The following is an 18,794-nucleotide window of genomic DNA, read 5'->3' as shown; positions in this document are numbered from 1 at the left end:
TGCGGCAAGCTTGTTGACGTTGCACCGCGGCAGCGGGCATGATGCCAGAGCGCAAAACAGCGGGATTCACCCGTGCTGCAGACAAAGGAATCGGAGAAACCATGAGTCAGTTCGACAACGTCAGCGTTGTAAAAGAAGCCAATGTTTATTTTGACGGCAAGTGCGTCAGCCACGGCATCATCATGCCGGACGGCAGCCGCAAGTCCGTCGGCGTGATCCTGCCGGCCAAGCTGCTGTTCAGCACCGGCGCCCCGGAAATCATGGAAATCCTGGCCGGCGAATGCAAGGTCACCCTCGCCGGCGAAACCAGCGCCAGCAGCTACAAGGCCGGCGACTCGTTCAAGGTGCCGGGCGAAAGCTCGTTCCAGATCGAGGTCAGCGATACCGTGCACTACGTCTGCCACTTCGGCTGAGCCGCACGCCGCCAAGACCAGCGGGGCCACTTCGGTGGCCCCTTTTTCATTGCGGCCAACCTTGACTACGCCATTGGTGGTGGCCGCTTCCGCCGGATGGTCGCCCTTGACCCAGGACAAGGCCGCCCGCCTTGCCGCTTGCTACTGTGCGCCGGTCCCGACTGACGGAAACACAGCATGCAACGTCTTCCCGAACTGATCTGCCCGGCGGGCAGCCTGCCCGCACTGAAGGCCGCCATCGACAATGGCGCGGACGCGGTCTATCTCGGCCTCAAGAACGACACCAACGCCCGCAATTTTGCCGGCCTGAACTTCGACCACCGCAGTGCCAGCGAGGGCATCCGCTACGCCCGCGATCGCAAGCGCAAGGTGCTGATGGCGATCAACACCTACGCCCGCGGCGGCGACAGCCTGCGCTGGCGCGCCGCCATCGACGAGGCCGCCGCGCTGGGCGTCGACGCGGTGATCCTCGCCGACATGGGCCTGCTCGCCTACGCGCACGAACGCCACCCGGCGCTGCGCCTGCACCTGTCGGTACAGGGCTCGGCCACCAACTACGAAGCCATCAATCTGGCGCAATCGCTGTTCGGCGTGCAGCGCGCGGTGTTGCCGCGGGTGCTGACGCTGGATCAGGTGCGCCACGTGATCGCCAATACCAGCGTCGAGATCGAGGTGTTCGGCTTCGGCAGCCTGTGCGTGATGGTGGAAGGCCGCTGCCTGCTGTCCAGCTACGCCACCGGCGAATCGCCGAACAGCCACGGCGTCTGTTCGCCGGCGCGTTTCGTGCGCTGGGAGGACAACGGCCAGGGCATGGACGCCCGCCTCAACCACATCCTGATCGACCGTTACGGCGCCAGCGAAACCGCCGGCTACCCGACGCTGTGCAAGGGCCGCTTCGAGGTGGAAGGCCATACCGATTACGTGCTGGAACAGCCATCCAGCCTCAACGTGCTGGCGATGCTGCCGCAGCTGCTGGACGCCGGCGTCGCCGCGATCAAGGTCGAAGGCCGCCAGCGCAGCCCAGCCTACGTCGCGCAGGTCACCCGCGCGCTGCGCGAGGCACTGGACCAGGCCGGGCAGAGTACGCAGCGCTTCAGCGTCAAGCCGGCATGGCAACAGGCGCTGGCCAAGGTATCGGAAGGCCAGCAGGTCACCCTCGGTGCCTACGACCGACCGTGGAAATAACAAGGAGACGCTTCAGTCATGTCACATCCCGCCATGAGGCTCTCGCTCGGGCCGCTGCAGTACTTCTGGTATCGCGACCAGGTAATGGCGTTTTACGCCGAAGCCGCCGGCTGGCCGCTGGACATCATCTATCTGGGCGAAGTGGTCTGTTCGCGGCGCCAGCAATTGCGCACCCGCGACTGGATCGCCCTCGCCGCCGACCTCGCCGACAGCGGCAAGGAGATCATTCTCTCAAGCCAGGTGTTGTTGGAGAGCGAAAGCGACCTCAAACGCCTGCGCCAGCTGATCGAACACGGTGCCGTGCGACTGGAGGCCAACGACCTGGGCGCGGTGCGCCTGCTGCACGAGCGCCAGCTGCCGTTCGTCGCCGGGCCGCACCTCAACATCTACAACCGCGACACCCTGCGCCTGTTCCAGCAACTGGGCGCCTATCGCTGGGTCTGCCCGCTGGAGTGCAGCGCCAGCCTGCTGCGCGACATCCTCGGTGATGAGGAAGACCTGCCACAGACCGAGCTGTTCGCCTGGGGCCGGCTGCCGCTGGCCTACTCCGCGCGCTGCTTTACCGCCCGCCACTACCGGCTGAACAAGGACGACTGCCAGTTCAAGTGCCTGGAGCATCCGGAAGGCATGACCATGCACACCCAGGATGGCCAGCCCTTCCTCGCCATCAACGGCATCCAGACCCAGTCCGCGGCGCGGCAATCGCTGCTGGCGCACTATCCGGCGCTGCAGCACAGCGGCGTCGACATCCTGCGTCTCAGCCCGCAGGCCGACAACATGGCCGCCATCGTGCAGCAGTTCCGTGACGTGCTGACCCAGCCGGCGACCGCCGCCGCTGCCGCGAACCGCCTGCAGTCGCTGTCCGCGATGCCGCTGGCCGACGGCTACTGGCGCGGCGAGGCCGGCATTGCCTACCAGGGAGACCACCATGCCTGTTCCTGACTTTACCCTGCCGCCCTTCGGCCGCCGCTGGCTGCAACGCCTGCCGGCAACGCCACCGGCGTGGCTGCTGGTGCACAGTCTCAACCAGCTGCAGAAGCGGCAGGTGCTGGCCGCCGACATGAGCCTGCTCAGCGGCAAGACCTTCGCGGTGGAGATTTGCGACGCCGGCCTGACGCTGACCTTCTGTGCCGATGACGAGCGCTTCCACACCGGCAGTAGCGGCGACGCGCCCGACCTGCGGCTGGCCGCCAACCTGGCCGACTTCCTGCGGCTGATGCTGCGCGAGGAAGACCCGGACACGCTGTTCTTCTCGCGCCGGCTGCGCATCGAGGGCGACACCGAGCTGGGGCTGATCGTGAAAAACCTGCTCGACAGCGTCGACTGGGACAGTACACCGCTCCGCCGCTTCATGCAGCACTAGATAACAAAAGGTTGGCCGCAACGCCTTGCAGCGTTGCGGCCAACCTTTTGTCTGTTTGTCAGCCATGCACTGCTAGCGGATGTGCGACAGCCCTTCGCCACTGGCAATGCGCTGGTGCACCACGGCATTGAAATGCCCGATCCAGCGCCGGTCGAACTGCGACTCGCAGGCGTTCAGCTCCGCCACCGCGCGCAGCAGCGAACGGGCTTGCTGGCGCTGGCTGTGCTTGAGGATCACCGCCTCGAACGCGTCGACAATCGCGATCAGCCGCGCGCCGTCGCAAATGCTGTCGCCGCCCAGCCCGGCCGGATAACCCTTGCCGTCCAGCCGTTCGTGATGCTGGCGCACCATCAGCGTCGCCTCTTCCCAGCCCGCCATCCGCGCCAGCAGGTCGGCGCCCCATTGCGGGTGATGCGCCAGTTGCACCCGCTCTTCCTCACTCAAGCGCCCCTGCTTCAGCCACAGCGCTTCCGGCAGGAACATCATGCCCAGATCGTGAAGGTAGATTGCCGCCTCCAGCTGCAGCGGGTTCACTGCAAAGCCGGCCGCCTCGTTGCAGGCGCGCGCCAGCAGCAGGTTGCGCTCGGTACGTCCCTGGAACAACAGCGAACGCTGCTCGAACTGCATCGCCAGCTGGTGGAACAGGCGCAGGTCATCGCGCTGGCTGGCGCTGAGCGCGGCGGCACGGGCATCGGCCTGGTACGGCACCACCGGCTTGTAGCCGGTCACCGTCTCGATCAGGTGGGCAATGGCCTCGTCCAGCGCCGCCGGTGGCGTTTGCGCGACCTGCGTCAGCTCGTGGCACAGCAGGTGAAAGTCGGCCAGCTGCGCCTCGCTGTGCAGCTCCAGCGTCTGCATCAGCAATTCCAGCCGGTCCAGCGCCAGAAACAGCACCTGCTCGATGTTGTAGCCGAACAGCAGCTCGCCGCTGCGCACCCGTACCAGCACTTCCTCCATGCCGTGCAGCAAGGGCGCCACGAAGCCCAGCCGGCACAGCCCGGCATCGCCCTTGATGGTGTGCAGCAGGCGCATCAGTTCGCCCAAGAGCGCCGTGTCGCCCGGTTTTTGCCGCAGCGCAGTCAGCAAATGGGCGATCCGCGGCGCATAGTCTTCCAGCGCATTCTGGAAATCGGTAAAGCTTTCTTCGTCTTCGATGCGGTAATACGCAGGTAAATTGGCCACGCCACGCCTCCGGAGAATGTCGGGTCTTGTTTGGCTTATCGATGCTGTATAGCCAATGACAGGCCAATGTGCCATAGCCGGCGGCAACGCGCCGCCAAAGCTTGACCAGACGCAATGATTGCCCGCTTCCGCCCCGGATTTCCGACAATTTTCTCCCCGCACGCCAAAAAACACTTGCCGAGGACGACACCAACAGGCAGACTGCGTTCTGCAGTTTTTCAAGATGTGATCTGTCAGTTGTTGTAGTGGCCCTGCCCGTACCACAGTTTGTCATTTCTCTTGATTGACATGCGCTTTTCTCAATTTACCTATTCTCCAAAGGGAACAGAACATGGCAACCGGTACCGTTAAATGGTTTAACGACTCCAAGGGCTTCGGCTTCATCACTCCAGACAACGGCGGTGACGACGTTTTCGCTCACTTCTCCCAGATCAACTCCAAAGGCTTCCGCACCCTGGCTGAAAACCAGCGTGTAAGCTTTGACATCGTTGACGGCCCTAAGGGCAAGCAAGCTTCCAACATCCAGCCAGAGTAATTCTGTCGCTGGCTGAACGAAAGCCGAAAAAAACCCGGATCATGTCCGGGTTTTTTGTTTTGTCACCGCGCACAAGGCACTGCCATGAACCCTACCGACCAAGACGCCATTCTTGATGCAACTCGCCGCTGGCTGGAAAATGCCGTCATCGGGCTGAACCTGTGCCCGTTTGCCAAGTCGGTCTACGTCAAGAACCAGGTGCGCATCATCGTCAGCGAAGCCCGCGATCCGGCCACCCTGCTGGAACAGCTGATGCTGGAACTGCGCCTGCTGCAGGAAACCGACCCACAGGAAATCGACACCACCCTGCTGGTGCATCCGCACACGCTGCAGCGCTTTCTCGATTTCAACGACTTCCTGGAAATTGTCGATGCCGCGGTGGCCGACATGGGCCTGGAAGGCGAACTCCAGGTCGCCAGCTTCCACCCGAAATTCCAGTTTGCCGATACCACCATCAACGATATCGGCAACTTCACCAACCGCTCGCCTTATCCGACCCTGCACCTGATCCGCGAAAGCAGCATCGCGCGGGCAGTGGAGGCCTTTCCGGAGGCGGAGGCGATCTTCGAGCGCAATATCGAGGTGCTGGAAGAACTGGGGCACACCGGCTGGGCGGCACTGGATGTCGGCCCGGAGCGCAATAAGCCATAAAAAAACATCACGCCTGGCGTGATGTTTTTCCATTATCGTCCGTGGCGTCGCTTACTGGTTGCGCGGATGTTTGCCGGTGATGTCGCGATAAAAGGCACGGATCTGCGGCATGTCCACCGCGATATCGCCACCGGGCTGATACAGCGCCAAGATGCCGCCACGCTTGCTGGGGTAATCAAGATACGCCAAAGCAATCGGCACGCCGGCCCCCTGCGCGATGTAATAGAAACCGCTCTTCCACTCCGTCACCCGGCCACGGGTTCCCTCCGGCGGCACCGCCAGCACCAGCGCATCACGCTGGCGGAATTCGGCCACCATCTGCTCCACCAGCGAATTGTTCTGGCGACGGTCAACCGCCACGCCGCCCAGCCAGCGCATCAGCGGCCCGAACGGCCCGCTGAACAGGGTGTGCTTTCCCATCCAGTAGATCCGGGCTCGGGCGGCAAAGCAGAACATCAGGGTGAGCGGAAAATCCCAGTTGCTGGTGTGCGGCGCACCGATCAGCACGTACTTCTGCAGACGGGGAAAGTCGCCTTCCAGCCGCCAGCCGAGCAGGCGCAGGGTGGCAACGGAAAACCAGCGACAAAGGGTACGCACGACCGGCGTATCGAAAATGGTGTAGTGCATGCAACGCCCCAAAGGCGATAACCGCAGGGGCTAGCGCAATCCGATCAGCTTGCCGGCCACCAGGGTGGCCGGCGCAAAGAGGGCGAGAGTGTACACCATGTGTCGCGGCACAGGCTTATTGCGCCGTCAGCTGGCCGGTGACGATCAGTTCGATGATGCGCTCGGCGGTGTCCATGTCCGCCTGCTGGTAGGCCGACTTGACGTAGGGCAGCAGGCGCGCCAGTTCCGCTTCGCTGGCATTCGCGGTCAGTGCCGACATGTCGTAGATGAAGCGCACGAACAACACGCCCGGCTCCGGCTCCTCGATGCGCATGATGCGCGAGCCGCCCGGGTGCAGCTCCGTGGCCTGCGCGTGGTAGCGCACCTCCTGCTCCACCTCCAGCTCGATACGCTCGTGCACGATCAAGGTGCCGAAGGCGATTTCGCGCTGCCAGACACTGCCCTCGCGCGCCACGATGCGCGCACTGGTGATGTTTTCGTCGAACTGCATCGGCAGCTCGGCGCGCAATACCAGTCCCTGCCACAACTGCTGCCGGGTCAACGCCGGCGCCTGGCTGCTATCGGCGGGAGAGATGCGAATCAAATGTTCAAACTGCATGACAACAATCCTCACAGTGGCGGTTCCGCCGGTGATGTTCTGATGCCGGCCATTGTAGCTTGGTTGCAATTTCGCAACATAAAAAGCCGGCATCCACGGCATTCTTTAATCAAACAACACAGCAGCTTAAATCGATTAATTACACATTATTAAGCGATCCCGATAACGCCCATAAATAAACATTTAGACATGCTTTAATTGCATACGCTATGCCATAACAGAGCATGCCCATAAGGCCATGTTGTGGCACCGCCAGCCGGCTACCAACCGCAGCGGCCGGCCATAGCAGCACAGAAGATCAACCCCACACCAACATCGAGACACGGGTTCGCTTCTTCCCATGATTGCACCATTACAAAAAGCGTCGTACCTCGGCAATGCCAGCGTCAGCCAGTTTGTGGCCCAGCTGGCCGGCTGGCTGGATGGCGAGGCGTTTGGCGAACACCGGTTCTACATCCGCGACAAGATCCTGCCGGATGGCTACGACCGCGCTTTCCGTGCCGACACCCTGCAGCAGGCCTTCCAGCGCTTTTACTGGAATGGCCGCCACTACGACCAGCATCTGGCGATCCAGCAGTCGCTGCGCGAACGGCTGAGCCTGGCACTGAGCCAGCAGCACGACGCGCTGGTCGACATCATCGACGACACCCTGCTGTGGGCCTCCGGCGGCAAGGTGATCAAGCTGTACACCCTGAACCGCGACTGGGCCCGCAGCCATGCGGCCAACCTTGCCGTCAAGCTGCAGCGCAGCCTCGCCATTTTCGCCAGCGACACACCGGATTGCAGCGCCTTCGACGGCGAACTGCGCATGAACGCCGGCTTTACCAAAGTGTACACCCTGGCCGCGCCGCGATTGCTGGCCTATGACGGTCGCACCGGCGCCGCGCTGGGCTATCTGGTGCGCCAGTTCTGCGAAAAGAACCGCCTGCTGCTGGACCCGAACCTGTGCTTCCCGTGGGCACCGGGCGCGTCCACCATGAACCGCAACCCAAGCACCGAGCTGCTGCACTTCAAGCAGCTGGCCAACCGCAGCCGCTTCCACGCCGAATGGAAAATCCGCGCCGGCTGGGTGCTGGGTGCCGCCTGCGACGCCGCCAGCAGCGACTGGTGCAAGGGCGACGCCGGCCTGCGCCGCGTCGAGGCCGCGCTGTTCATGATCGGCTATGACATCCCGCTGGCCAAGAAACCGGCCCGCTCCGGCCGCAGCCTGCTGACCGACTGAGGCGGCCCCGCCTGCACGTCCCCCGCGTTTCTGGCATGATCGGAGCATGGTGACCGCACGGTTGCCATGCCTGCCGACCTCAAGGACCATGCCGCCGTGACTGATCATGTAATGAACTGGGAAGCGCTGCTTTCCACCCGCCGTTTCAAACTGCAGGCCGGAAAGGTGCTGGCGTCGCAGGCACCCGCCACGCTGGAGGCTGCGGCAGGCCTGCGCAGCGATTTTCACATCGACCACGACCGGCTGGTGTTTTCCAGCGCCTTCCGCCGCCTCGGCCGCAAGACCCAGGTGCACCCACTGGCCAGCCACGACCACACCCACAACCGTCTCACCCACAGCGTGGAAGTCGCCAGCGTTGGCCGCAGCCTCGGCAACCGCGTCGGCGCCATGATGCAGCACGCCGAGCTGCTGCCGGCCGGCTACACCCCGTTCGACATCGGCAGCGTGGTGCAGGTCGCCTGCCTGGCCCACGACATCGGCAACCCGCCGTTCGGCCATACCGGCGAAGACGCGCTGCGCGAATGGTTCCGTGACCCGCAACATGCCCACCTGCTGCACGGTCTGTCTGCGGCGGAGCAGGCCGACATTCAGACCTACGAAGGCAATGCCCACGGCCTGCGCATGGTCGCCAGCCTGGAAATGTACGGCAGCGAAGGCGGCATGCGGCTGACCTCTGCCGCGCTCGGCGCGCTGATCAAGTACCCGTGGACCTCGGACGCCCCGCGGGCGCAGGCGCGCGGCAAGTTCAATATCTACCGCACCGAGCTGGCCTACTTCGAGCATGTCGCCGCCGAGCTGGGGCTGATTCGCAAGGGCGCGCACGAGTGGGCACGCCACCCGCTGTCCTACCTGATGGAAGCCGCCGACGACATCTGCTACGCCATCCTCGACCTGGAAGACGCGGTGGAAATCGGCATACTCGACGTGCGCGAGTTCGAGGCGCTGTTCAGCCACTTCGGCGAAACCGAGCGGCTGTGGCACACCGACGATCCGCGCCAGAAGTGCGCGATGCTGCGCGGCATCGCCATCGGCCGCTGCGTCGCCGAGGTCGCCGAGAAATTCATGGTGCACCAGGACACCCTGCTGCGCGGCAGCTTCCCCGGCAAGGACCTGATCGACGTCTGCGCGCCGCAGATCAAGGAAACCCTGCTCGCCGCCAAGCTACTTGCCAGCCAAAAGGTATACCGCCACCGCACCAAGCTGGTCACCGAGCTGGCGTCCTACCCCTGCATCGGCACGGTGCTGGACGTGCTGGTGCCGGCGATCCACACCCGCCTGACCCTGGGCGAAAACGCGCTCAGCGCCCGCCACCAGCTGGCACTGAACCTGTTGCCGACGCCGCTGCACGCCGAACAGGGCCTGTACCACGCCTACATGCAGGTGCTGGACTACATCGGCGCCATGACCGACAACTATGCGGCCAACCTTGCGCGCGAAATCTCCGGGGTCGGCATCCTGTAATCCCGCCCGTGCTGGCAGAACACGCTGTTCTGCCAGCCCCACCCCGCACAAGGGTTTACCCTTGCACACGACGTCCGGGCGCTGCGCCACAATGTTTGCCCCACCCTCGCGAGCCCGTCCATGTTCGAACGCATCCTTACCATCATCCTGCCGGTTCTGGTCATCGTGCTGATCGGCGGCGTGTACGCCCGCCGCGTGCGCCCGGACATGCGCGCCGCCAACAAGCTGAACATGGATGTCTGTGTGCCGCTGCTGGTGTTTTCCGCGCTGGCGGCCAAGGATTTCGACCTGCTGGCGCACTGGAAGCTGGTGCCGGCGGCGGCGCTGATCGTGCTGCTGTCCGGTGTGCTGAGCTGGCCGGTGGCGCGACTGTGCCGCATCGACCCGCGCACCCTGCTGCCGGCGATGATGTTCAACAACTGCGGCAACATGGGGCTGCCGCTGGCGCTGCTGGCCTTCGGTCAGCAGGGCTTCCAGGCCTTCGTGGTGCTGTTCATCGTTTCCAACTTGCTGCACTTCACCCTCGGCGCCTTCATTTTCAGCCATCACACCAGCCTGGCCGGGCTGCGTCGCAACCCGATCGTGATCGCCACCCTGCTCGGCCTTGTCTTTGGTCTGAGCGGCATCACCCTGCCGGCGTGGCTGATGGCCGGCATCAGGATGCTGGGCGAGATGACCATTCCGCTGATGCTGTTCGCGCTGGGCGTGCGCATGGTGGATGTCAGCCTTGCCGGCTGGCGCGTCGGCCTGCTCGGCGCCGTACTGTGCCCGCTGACCGGGCTGGCCGGTGCCGCGCTGGCGATCCCGCTGCTGCAGCTGGCGCCGGAGCAGACGGCGCTGGTGGTGCTGTTCGGCGCTCTGCCGCCGGCGGTGCTGAATTTCCTGATGGCCGAGCTGTACCAGCAGGAGCCGGAGCGCATGGCGTCCATCGTGCTGATCGGCAACCTTGCCAGCCTGCTGTTTGTACCGTTAGGCTTGGCTTTTGCCTTGCGCTAGAGTGCCACCGACATGACTGTTACCCGCATCTGCCTGGTTCGTCACGGCGAAACCGACTGGAACGCCGAGCGGCGCCTGCAAGGCCAGCTGGATATCCCGCTGAACGACAACGGCCGGCAGCAGGCTATCCGCCTCGCCGCCGCCCTCAAGCAGGCCGCCCACCCGTTTGCCGCGCTGTACAGCAGCGATCTGCAACGCGCCGCCAGCACCGCGGCGCCGATTGCACAGCAGCTGGGGCTGGCGGTGTCCGCCTTGCCGGAGCTGCGCGAGCGCCACTTCGGCGCCTTGCAGGGCGTCACCCTGGATCAGGGCCCGAGCCAGCAGCCGCACGCCTGGCACGGCTACAGCCAGCGCGAACCGGCGCACGACCTGAGCGGCGGCGAAAGCCTGCTAGCGTTCTCCGCGCGCGTACACCACGCGCTGGCACGGCTGGCGGCGGAACACCACGGCCAGAGTATCCTGCTGGTCTCCCACGGCGGGGTGCTGGACATGGCCTACCGCCTGGCCAGCGGCCAGCCGCTGACGGCGCAGCGTGCGGTGCCAATCCCCAATGCCGCGCTCAACTGGCTGGGCGTCGACGCCGCGCAATGGTCTATCATCGAATGGGCCGACCAGCGCCATCTGGCACAAACCCTGGATGAGCTGTAAGAAAACCGCCGCCGGCACGACTATCCGCCAGTGCCCAAGAAGTCCCCAAGGTTGGCCGCAAAGGAGATCCATCATGCCCGACAAGCTTTTCAAGACCCCGGCCGAATGGCGCGCCATCCTCACACCGGAACAATACTATGTCACCCGCGAGGCCGGCACCGAGCGCCCGTTCAGCGGGGATTACTACCTACACAGCCAGATCGGCAATTACCACTGCGTGTGCTGCGACGCGCTGCTGTTCGAATCCACCACCAAATTCGACGCCGGCTGCGGCTGGCCCAGCTTCTGGGAAGAAGCGGTCAAGGGCAGCATCCGCCGCATCCGCGACACCAGCCACGGCATGATCCGCACCGAGGTGCGCTGCAACCGCTGCGACGCCCACCTCGGCCATGTCTTTGATGACGGCCCGCCTCCAAGCGGCGAGCGTTTCTGCATCAATTCCGTGGCGCTGTACTTCATCGCCAACGAGCAGGCCGAACTGTTGTAGGGGAGCAGATTAACTGAAAACTCTGAGCATAGTTAGTGAAAAGGCCTGCCATTCTTGGCGGGCCTTTTGTTTTTTGATTAGTCGAAATTAACTCGATAGCGGTCTTTTTTTGCAAAATAACAACACGCTCTAACATTATTTTTAGCCATTTTTTTGCAAATCAAATGGAATAAAAATCAAATTTTACTCAGAAATAAATACGCTCTCTATATCACGATTTTTGTAAATTGGTGCGCTGGAAATCAGGGGGTAACTGCCGTATTTCCAGCGGACAACTGTTGTTTTCATTCTCTGTGGCATCTAATCATGGGAATTGGGCTACTCAGGAACACACGACAATTCCAAATGCATGGACTTGCCATGCCACCATGACACCATTTACGATAATTTTACGTTTGACGGTCTAAAATCTAAGCAAGCGCTACTGTCGTAGAGCATTAGGAAGGACAGCACAACGATCTCTAGGTTGACCGCTACTCATTTTGAACAGCGATAACCGGGTCGCTGACCTCAGTCGGACGGGTTAATTTCACAACAGGGAGATACAAACACAAATATCAAAAATCAATCGGAAAATATTCATTTGGCATTAGGCTAGATGTGAAAACAGGGCGCCCGCGCCAACGGACACCCTGCATGTGTGGAATCCACACGATACTGCTGTAAGCAAGTTCAGTATCTGACCTCCCGCAGCTTTCCGTCAAGCCTCCTCAACACCAATTTTTGAGAATCTCGGAACAGAGAGGGGTAGTTGCACCCTCATGTCCCCGAGGGGAGACTTAGATGAACATCCTTATATCTTCTGACCAGGTCAGCGTCAGCGCCCGGCATGCACTCGAATCAACCAGCTCATCTCGCGATGCCCTCCACATCTACGGACGATCATACAGGGGGCTTTTCCAGTCCAACAAAGGCTTAGACGGGCAATCGATTCAATTCGAATCCGCCTTGGCACGTGATGCCCTGAGACTTTTTGAACTCGCTCCTGAGGTCACAACAATCATCTCAGAACCTAGTGTCATCGAGTTTATTTTGGAAGAAGAGCTGAGGCGCTACCGTCCCGACTACCTGTTGCATCTGCACGACGGTCGTCGTGCCCTTGTAGAAATCAAATACGGCAAAGAAGCACACACCCCTACCAACCAGGCTCGTTACAAAGAGGTTGGAAATTTGGTTGAACAAGCAGGGGGGATGTTTGCAGTACTCACTGAGGAGCACCTACGAACACGTGTACTCCAACAAAACATCCCTCTGCTCGAGCGCCACCGCCACCTAGAAGTTACCCGTTCAGCAAATGCATGGCTGCAAAAAAACTTGTCCGCATCTAGTCATCTCTCGCTGGAGGTAGCTGCAAACCAGCTTGGGCGTCCAATTGTGCTAGCAGCTATTGCCAAAGGGCTTGTGCTGGTCGACTTTCGTAATCGTCTGATTACTAATGCATCTATCCTGAGGAGGATCTAACCATGAGACTCCCTGCTACTGAGCGGGGGAGTCTCTCCCCCGCAACTACTCCGAGCTTTCTTGATACTCTTCCCCTCGATGCCTATCCCGAGGCGACGCAGAATGAGGCGCTCCGCCGCCGCGCATATCTGTACGCACTGGAACAACGCGACCCTACGACTCGTAACTACACACGACCTTATCTAAGCGAGCTAGCCAGCTCTGTCGCGCTAAGCCTTGGCGACCCCACGCCGCCATCCGCGAGCTCCCTCTATCGCTGGCATCAGCAGCTACTACATGCCCAAGGAGACCTGCGGGCGCTGATACCTCGAACGGATCGCCGTGGCGGGCGCTCACCTCGGCTACCTCTCGAAGTGCAAGAACTGCTGGCGGCAGTCACCGACCGCGTTTACCTGACTAAACAACGGAACCCCATCCGCGCCGTCCACGACGCACTACTGATCGAAATATCCCGAGCAAATGCACAGAGGACTGAAAAACTACCCTTCCCTGACTACTCAACCGTGCGGAGGTATATCCGATCGCTACCCTGCTACGACGTAGACCTAGCTCGCTATGGCCGTGAGTACACTCGCAAAAAATACCGCCACAGCGGCATCAGCCCCGCGGCCAGCTATATTCTCGAACGCGTAGAAATCGATCACACGCCGCTCGACCTGTTCGTTTGCGATGAGGAGACTCAGTTGGTACTGGGCCGGCCGTATGTGAGCTGGATGATTGACTGTAACAGCCGGATGATCCCGGGCTTCTATATCTCATTTTCACCACCAAGCATTGATGCCGTGCTCCGATGTCTGAAGCATGCCATCGAGCCGAAGGGCTATGTGCGGGAGCGGTACCCAGATATTGTCAACGAATGGCCATGCGCTGGAATACCTATGCTGGCTGTAGTCGACAATGGCCTTGAGTTCCATGCAAAGGACCTGTTGCGTGCGACTTTCGAGTTAGGTATTCACTACCAGTTCTGCCCACCACGTACCCCCTGGTTCAAGCCGATGGTCGAACGCTCACTCCGCTCGCTCACCGAGCAATTTGCACATCTGCTGCCAAGCACCAGTTTTGCCAACTGGTTCGATCGATATGGTTACGACCCACTGAAGGAAGGGGTCGTCACAATGTCTGAACTGGTGCACGCCCTGCACATATGGGTCATCGATGTGTATGCGCAGAGTTATCACCGCAGCATCAAGCAAACGCCGTACTCCGCCTGGAAAGCCAGTGCAGAGCTGGCACCACCCCGTACGATTCCTACGGAGCGCCTTAATCTCATCCTATCGCAGCAAGCGGAGCGCGTTCTCGGTCATGCCGGCATTGAACTTCATGGCCTACGTTACAACTGTGAGGAACTGCTAGTAATCCGGAAACAACTCGGCGACCGGCTCCTGGTACATCTGCGCTATGACCCTGAAAACTTAGGGTCTATCACCATACTTCACCCCTCGACCAAGGCACCAATACCTGTCCCATGTCTGACGCCCGAGTACGCTGACGGGTTAGCTCTGTATCAACACAGGCTGATACAGAAAGCGCTACGCAACGAAGGCCGCAAAACCTCCGACCCTCTAGCCTTGGCCAAAGCCAAGGTGCACATGCAGGATGTAGTAGGTCAATTGGTGCAGAGCAAAAAGCTGTCGGATCGCAAGAAGGCTGCGCGTTCACGTGGCAGCAATTCGGCGGAGGTGACAAGGCGTTCTACTCAAGCAGTTGAAACCGCTGAAGATTGGGCTCCGCCGGAAGGCACCATCCAGCCAACAACACTCCCAACACTCATTGCGGGTGCCAGTACACAGGAGGATGGCCATGAGTAACCTACTTTATCACCTCACTGATCTGCGCCGAGCCGAGCAGATTCAAATCCTTCACCCGCAGTTTGCCGATGCACTCACTCGCCTGAATGACTTCCATCGTTTGGGACTGGATGGTGCCGCCCCGCGGCATCTACTGCTGGTCGGTGCGTCCGGTGCGGGCAAAACGTCGGCGCTACAAACCTTCAGCAGCCAACACCCCGCCGAGTTGGTCGACGAAGGCCGGTATCTTCCCATTGTCTACGTCCGCACACCGGCCAGCCCGACAGTACGCGGGTTGGCCGAGGCCATTCTGATTGCGCTGGGTGCAGGGCTGCAGATGCGCGGCAGTGCTCAAGAGAAAACCAACCAAGTGGTGCAGCTGCTGCGAGGTTGCCGGACCGAGATGTTGATGCTTGATGAGTTTCACCATTTTGTCGACTCCGGGCGCAAGGTCTTCGACGAGGTGACAGAGTGGCTCAAGACTCTGATCGATACGGCCGGGATTCCGACAGTGCTATCGGGGCTACCAGAGTGTGAACTGATCCTCCGCTCCAACGAGCAGCTACGACGCCGCTTCGCGGCTCGAGTGACATTGACACCGATCGGTTTCTCCTCGGCCAAGGAAAAGGCTCTGTTCCGTGACGTGCTGCATGCCTGGGATACACAAATCAATCAGGGCAGATCGTTATGGGGCCTAGCGGAGTGGGAACGCGTGCGGCGCATGCACTACGCCAGCAATGGCTTACTCGGCTACGTGTCGAAGGTCGTTCTCGGTGCGCTGGAACTGATGATCCGCACCGGCACTACAGAGATGGATGAACACCGGCTCGAACAGTCTTTCACACGCTATGTGTGGGCAGACGGTATTAACGAGCTGAACCCGTTCAATACGGACTTCGTGTTTCGACGCCTGGACCAGGCCGGTGAGCCGTTCGAACCGACCCGGTTTACGCGCAACAGCCCCCCTGCTGCTACAGCGTAACTTCAAGTCACGGGCCTTCCATATTGGAAGGCCCTTTCCCTCACGCCGCCATGAATACCTTCACCACACCCATATTGGTCGTGCATCCCAAGCCCACTGACACAGAGAGCACGCTTGGGTACTGCCTCAGACTGGGCGAAGCCAACGGGTTTCGGCACATGAAATGGCTATCAGCCATTCTGACCAAGTGCGGAACGCTATCTACCAGTGTGGACAATCTTGCCTTACTAACAGGACATGGTCCGCAAGAGCTTAGTCTACTCGGAGGCCCTGCTCCGGCTGCACTTGGCCCAGTACCAAACTGGCGCCTTGGGTTGAAAGTAACCTACTGGAATCACGGCCACCGCCGATGGTGCCCTCTGTGCTTGCGGCAGCAAGGCATCTGGAAAACCGAATGGATGCTGGCCCTACAGATCGCCTGCCCGCTGCATAAAATACTACTCCATGAGCACTGTCTAGGCTGCGGCATACTCGTGCCCTGGTACCGCGGCTCCATGTTCCATTGTCCCTGCGGTGCAGATCTGTGCCGAAGTCCTACAGCCCCGGCTACGTCACAACTCTTGGGGATTGCTTCACAGCTGTCTGCTGCATTTCACCTCGCCACCGGACAAAGCAACATGCCCCAGACACGTGCAACTGGGACTTTTCCTTTGCTGGAACCGCTACACCTCCCCCAGCTGTGCGACCTGCTCTGGTTATTTGGTGCTTATGCGCTGCATCGTCCCGGAATCAAGCCCCAGAAAATCCCTAACCACGGCCAAATGAGCGTGATTCTGCCCTTCTTGTCTATGGCAATGCACGTACTGAACAATTGGCCCCATCACTTTCACCAATTGCTCAACGAGTACACCCATCCGGTCGAGGGACAAACGGCATCACTACGGGTTTACCTGCGCCAACTGCATCAGGCCTTGGCAAAGCTGCTGGTTCATCCCGACCTACAGTTCCTGCGCCAAGAGTTTGAGTGCTATGTCCATACCCGCTGGCAAGACAAGCTGATCCTGAAGCCAGAGCTGCGTGCAGCGCATCCCATTATGAGCGCCACCGAAGCGGCCAAGGTCTTGAAAATACCCATCAGAACGCTACATCACCTCATCGCAGTCGGAGCGCTAAAAGGCTGTCAAACCATTGGAGCCCATGGAAAAACAAACTGGCTGGTCGAGAGAGTCTCAGTGGAGCTGTTTTCCCGACAGAAACATGGATTGCTCAACCTCGCGCAGGTGGAATCACTACTTCGCGTAACTCAGAAGCGTATCCGTCTACTAACCGAACATGGTCTTCTCAAAGCGGTGAGCAAGGAGACTGGTGCTGTAGTCAACTCTCGGCAATGGCTATTCCACCATGCCGACATCAACACATTCCTAGAGCAGTTGAGTCACGGCAGCGTCAGTGCAACACCAGAATGCGCACAGCTAGTTTCCTTCTGGGAAATCACCAAACGGTGGATGCAAGGGGATGATGCGTTTCTGGCAGTCACCCAGGCATTGTGCTCCGGTGAGCTACAGGTGCTAGGTCGATCTCCTGCTGATAGTGGGCTACGCGCCCTACTTATCTCACGCGAAACATTCAAGGCGTGGCACCAGAAGTATCGACTGTCTCGTGGTTTTTTCACCATCCCGGAGGCGGCTCGCCACATTGGCATGAATAAGAACCTGTTTTACCACTTGGTAAACACCGGGCATGTATCCACACACATGGAACCGTTCGGTTATGAAAACAAAAAAATAACCGGCGTCCGGTTAGACGATCTAGAACGTTTCACTCGCGACTATGTGTGGGGCAGGAATCTTGGTCGCTTGCTCGGGCTGTCTGAGCATGCCGCCTCCAGTGCTCTTCTAAGCAGAGGTATCCCACCGATTTGCGGCCCCACTCTGGATGGCTCTGAAGGATATGTTTTTCGGCTGGAGGACATCCCAAACTCACCCGGCCCAATAACACCACTACGGGGACATTTTTGATACTCAAGAACAAGGGCATAAGTATAATACATCCTTAAACGACAACATGGCCGACTCTTTGCATGCTGAGATTGAAGATGTACCCCTGCAAAAATGGCGACGCCTTTCTTATTGACGCTTCAGGCTCCCTCATCCTCATCGATGCAGGCTATGCGAGTACATTCAACGAGTACATTGCACCGGATCTAACACGACTTTCCCAGACAGGTGGCCAGCTAGACTTACTCATTTGTACCCACATTGATGCCGATCACATCGGTGGGGTTATCGAGTTCATCTCATCGAATGGGACGTCGGGGGCGCGCAGCATCGTTGAAATTAATGAAGTCTGGCACAACAGCCTTCGATCGCTTCCGGCTTCGCATAGTCCTTCCGGCAGTGCATCCGACCACCAAGTCCTCGAGGCGATACAGAGGCGAGGCTTTCTGCTGCCCCAGGGTTTTGAGCCTGCTGCGAACCCGATTAGTGCAAAACAGGGAAGCTCCTTGGCTAGGCTTCTGAAGCAATACGGGTACTTGTGGAACTCAGGCGATGGCACGACGTGCATGACGGCCAAGCAGGTACCGCATGTGTTATCGAGCGGTGCTCAGATCCTATTAATTGGCCCTACGGTTCCTCGCCTAGAGGAGCTGCGCGCTTGGTGGATCCATGAGATGCGCAAACTCTCTTACAAGGGGGCTGGACAGCTCTGCGAACTGGCTGAGGATGCCTACGAGATGTTGTGCGCTTCGACGCGGCAGTCTGCACCAGCAGTCGCCAAGACGATATCGGCCAGCTGCGTTCGAAGCTTAGAAGAAGCGTTCGTGGCCGACACCTCCCCCACAAATGGAAGCTCGATTGCCGTAATCGTCAGAGTGGGTGGCAAAAAGGCGCTCTTCTTGGGAGATGCTTGGGCTGCGGATGTAGTAGAGCAGGTGAAGCAGCACCAGAGCGGTACAGATCCGGTAATGTTCGATGCTGTCAAGGTATCCCATCACGGCAGCCTCCACAACACCAACGTGGAGCTTCTTGCCCTTATCGATGCTCCTGTTTACCTCATCTCGTCGGATGGCTCGCGCCATGGACATCCTGACTTTGAGGTCCTTGCCGAGATTGTCGATAGGCCAGCTAACTTCGAGCGGAAGATTTACTTCAACTACGAGACCCCCACATCGACTCGTCTTCGGGCGCACGTGTCAAGGTCGGGAGCAAAGTTTAGCGTGGACGTCGTTCAAAACGACTGGATCCACATCTAGGGG

Annotated in this window: 19 protein-coding genes and 1 pseudogene; 17 read left to right on the top strand and 3 right to left on the bottom strand. The window is 60.1% G+C overall.

All coding sequences use genetic code 11. From position 1 onward, the window contains the following. Window positions 1–101 precede the first annotated feature (101 nt). The 4 genes from ppnP (at window position 102) to ubiT (ending at window position 2,961) form a co-directional block, all read left to right on the top strand. Window positions 102–413: a pyrimidine/purine nucleoside phosphorylase gene (ppnP, locus tag C8E02_RS04200; protein WP_120809766.1), complete on the top strand. Its 312-nt coding sequence runs from the start codon at window positions 102–104 to the stop codon at window positions 411–413. A gap of 177 nt (window positions 414–590) precedes the next feature. Continuing rightward, window positions 591–1,598 carry a ubiquinone anaerobic biosynthesis protein UbiU gene (gene ubiU, locus C8E02_RS04195; protein ID WP_120809765.1) on the top strand — a complete coding sequence of 336 codons (1,008 nt, stop codon included), beginning with the start codon at window positions 591–593 and terminating at the stop codon, window positions 1,596–1,598. Window positions 1,599–1,616: 18 nt separating this feature from the next. Further along, window positions 1,617–2,540 (top strand): U32 family peptidase, encoded by a 924-nt coding sequence (locus C8E02_RS04190; protein WP_245961059.1) that lies wholly within the window; start codon window positions 1,617–1,619, stop codon window positions 2,538–2,540. Next, a complete protein-coding gene (gene ubiT, locus C8E02_RS04185) occupies window positions 2,527–2,961 on the top strand; it encodes a ubiquinone anaerobic biosynthesis accessory factor UbiT (RefSeq protein ID WP_120809763.1) in 435 nt (144 codons plus the stop codon). Before C8E02_RS04190 ends, ubiT begins: the two co-directional genes overlap by 14 nt. 72 nt (window positions 2,962–3,033) lie before the next feature. Here ubiT and C8E02_RS04180 read toward each other — a convergent pair whose 3' ends face one another. Beyond that, window positions 3,034–4,143 carry an HD-GYP domain-containing protein gene (locus C8E02_RS04180; protein ID WP_170152098.1) on the bottom strand — a complete coding sequence of 370 codons (1,110 nt, stop codon included), beginning with the start codon at window positions 4,141–4,143 and terminating at the stop codon, window positions 3,034–3,036. A gap of 331 nt (window positions 4,144–4,474) precedes the next feature. Between C8E02_RS04180 and C8E02_RS04175 the strand changes: the two genes are divergently transcribed. Then, window positions 4,475–4,678: a cold-shock protein gene (locus C8E02_RS04175; RefSeq protein ID WP_047965275.1), complete on the top strand. Its 204-nt coding sequence runs from the start codon at window positions 4,475–4,477 to the stop codon at window positions 4,676–4,678. 84 nt (window positions 4,679–4,762) lie between these two features. Next, window positions 4,763–5,329 (top strand): DUF1415 domain-containing protein, encoded by a 567-nt coding sequence (locus C8E02_RS04170; RefSeq protein WP_120809761.1) that lies wholly within the window; start codon window positions 4,763–4,765, stop codon window positions 5,327–5,329. Window positions 5,330–5,380: 51 nt separating this feature from the next. Here the strand turns inward: C8E02_RS04170 and C8E02_RS04165 are convergent, their stop codons facing one another. After that, window positions 5,381–5,956 (bottom strand): lysophospholipid acyltransferase family protein, encoded by a 576-nt coding sequence (locus tag C8E02_RS04165; RefSeq protein ID WP_120809760.1) that lies wholly within the window; start codon window positions 5,954–5,956, stop codon window positions 5,381–5,383. A gap of 115 nt (window positions 5,957–6,071) precedes the next feature. Continuing rightward, the gene (locus C8E02_RS04160) at window positions 6,072–6,554 is read right to left on the bottom strand and encodes an AtaL-like protein (RefSeq protein ID WP_170152097.1); all 483 of its coding nucleotides are present in this window, start codon (window positions 6,552–6,554) and stop codon (window positions 6,072–6,074) included. A 340-nt stretch (window positions 6,555–6,894) separates the two neighbouring features. Between C8E02_RS04160 and C8E02_RS04155 the strand changes: the two genes are divergently transcribed. The 11 genes and pseudogenes from C8E02_RS04155 to avs1a all read left to right on the top strand — a co-directional run bounded on the left by C8E02_RS04155 (window position 6,895) and on the right by avs1a (window position 18,791). After that, complete coding sequence (locus tag C8E02_RS04155) at window positions 6,895–7,776, top strand: hypothetical protein (RefSeq protein ID WP_120809758.1); 882 nt, start codon at window positions 6,895–6,897, stop codon at window positions 7,774–7,776. A 111-nt stretch (window positions 7,777–7,887) separates the two neighbouring features. Then, the gene (locus tag C8E02_RS04150) at window positions 7,888–9,237 is read left to right on the top strand and encodes a deoxyguanosinetriphosphate triphosphohydrolase (RefSeq protein WP_120809757.1); all 1,350 of its coding nucleotides are present in this window, start codon (window positions 7,888–7,890) and stop codon (window positions 9,235–9,237) included. A gap of 120 nt (window positions 9,238–9,357) precedes the next feature. After that, a complete protein-coding gene (locus C8E02_RS04145; protein WP_120809756.1) occupies window positions 9,358–10,233 on the top strand; it encodes an AEC family transporter in 876 nt (291 codons plus the stop codon). A gap of 12 nt (window positions 10,234–10,245) precedes the next feature. Then, the gene (locus C8E02_RS04140) at window positions 10,246–10,881 is read left to right on the top strand and encodes a histidine phosphatase family protein (protein ID WP_120809755.1); all 636 of its coding nucleotides are present in this window, start codon (window positions 10,246–10,248) and stop codon (window positions 10,879–10,881) included. A gap of 73 nt (window positions 10,882–10,954) precedes the next feature. Further along, complete coding sequence (gene msrB / locus C8E02_RS04135) at window positions 10,955–11,368, top strand: peptide-methionine (R)-S-oxide reductase MsrB (RefSeq protein ID WP_120809754.1); 414 nt, start codon at window positions 10,955–10,957, stop codon at window positions 11,366–11,368. Between the two features lie 783 nt (window positions 11,369–12,151). Beyond that, window positions 12,152–12,829: a hypothetical protein gene (locus tag C8E02_RS17145; protein WP_147424430.1), complete on the top strand. Its 678-nt coding sequence runs from the start codon at window positions 12,152–12,154 to the stop codon at window positions 12,827–12,829. 353 nt (window positions 12,830–13,182) lie between these two features. Then, complete coding sequence (locus C8E02_RS04125) at window positions 13,183–14,637, top strand: Mu transposase C-terminal domain-containing protein (RefSeq protein WP_170152096.1); 1,455 nt, start codon at window positions 13,183–13,185, stop codon at window positions 14,635–14,637. Next, a complete protein-coding gene (locus C8E02_RS04120; RefSeq protein WP_170152095.1) occupies window positions 14,630–15,598 on the top strand; it encodes a TniB family NTP-binding protein in 969 nt (322 codons plus the stop codon). Before C8E02_RS04125 ends, C8E02_RS04120 begins: the two co-directional genes overlap by 8 nt. Window positions 15,599–15,648: 50 nt before the next feature. Then, window positions 15,649–16,029: pseudogene (locus C8E02_RS17825) on the top strand (TniQ family protein); the annotation flags it as partial. Between the two features lie 186 nt (window positions 16,030–16,215). After that, window positions 16,216–17,556, top strand: a complete 1,341-nt coding sequence (locus C8E02_RS04115; protein WP_245961058.1) for a helix-turn-helix domain-containing protein — start codon at window positions 16,216–16,218, stop codon at window positions 17,554–17,556. Between the two features lie 62 nt (window positions 17,557–17,618). Continuing rightward, the gene (avs1a, locus tag C8E02_RS04110) at window positions 17,619–18,791 is read left to right on the top strand and encodes an AVAST type 1 anti-phage system MBL fold metallo-hydrolase Avs1a (protein ID WP_120809749.1); all 1,173 of its coding nucleotides are present in this window, start codon (window positions 17,619–17,621) and stop codon (window positions 18,789–18,791) included. Window positions 18,792–18,794: the final 3 nt, after the last annotated feature.

It is taken from the genome of Vogesella indigofera, assembly GCF_003633895.1.
Taxonomy (GTDB): Bacteria; Pseudomonadota; Gammaproteobacteria; order Burkholderiales; family Chromobacteriaceae; genus Vogesella; species Vogesella indigofera.
This window is presented reverse-complemented; position numbering and strand designations above follow the sequence as displayed.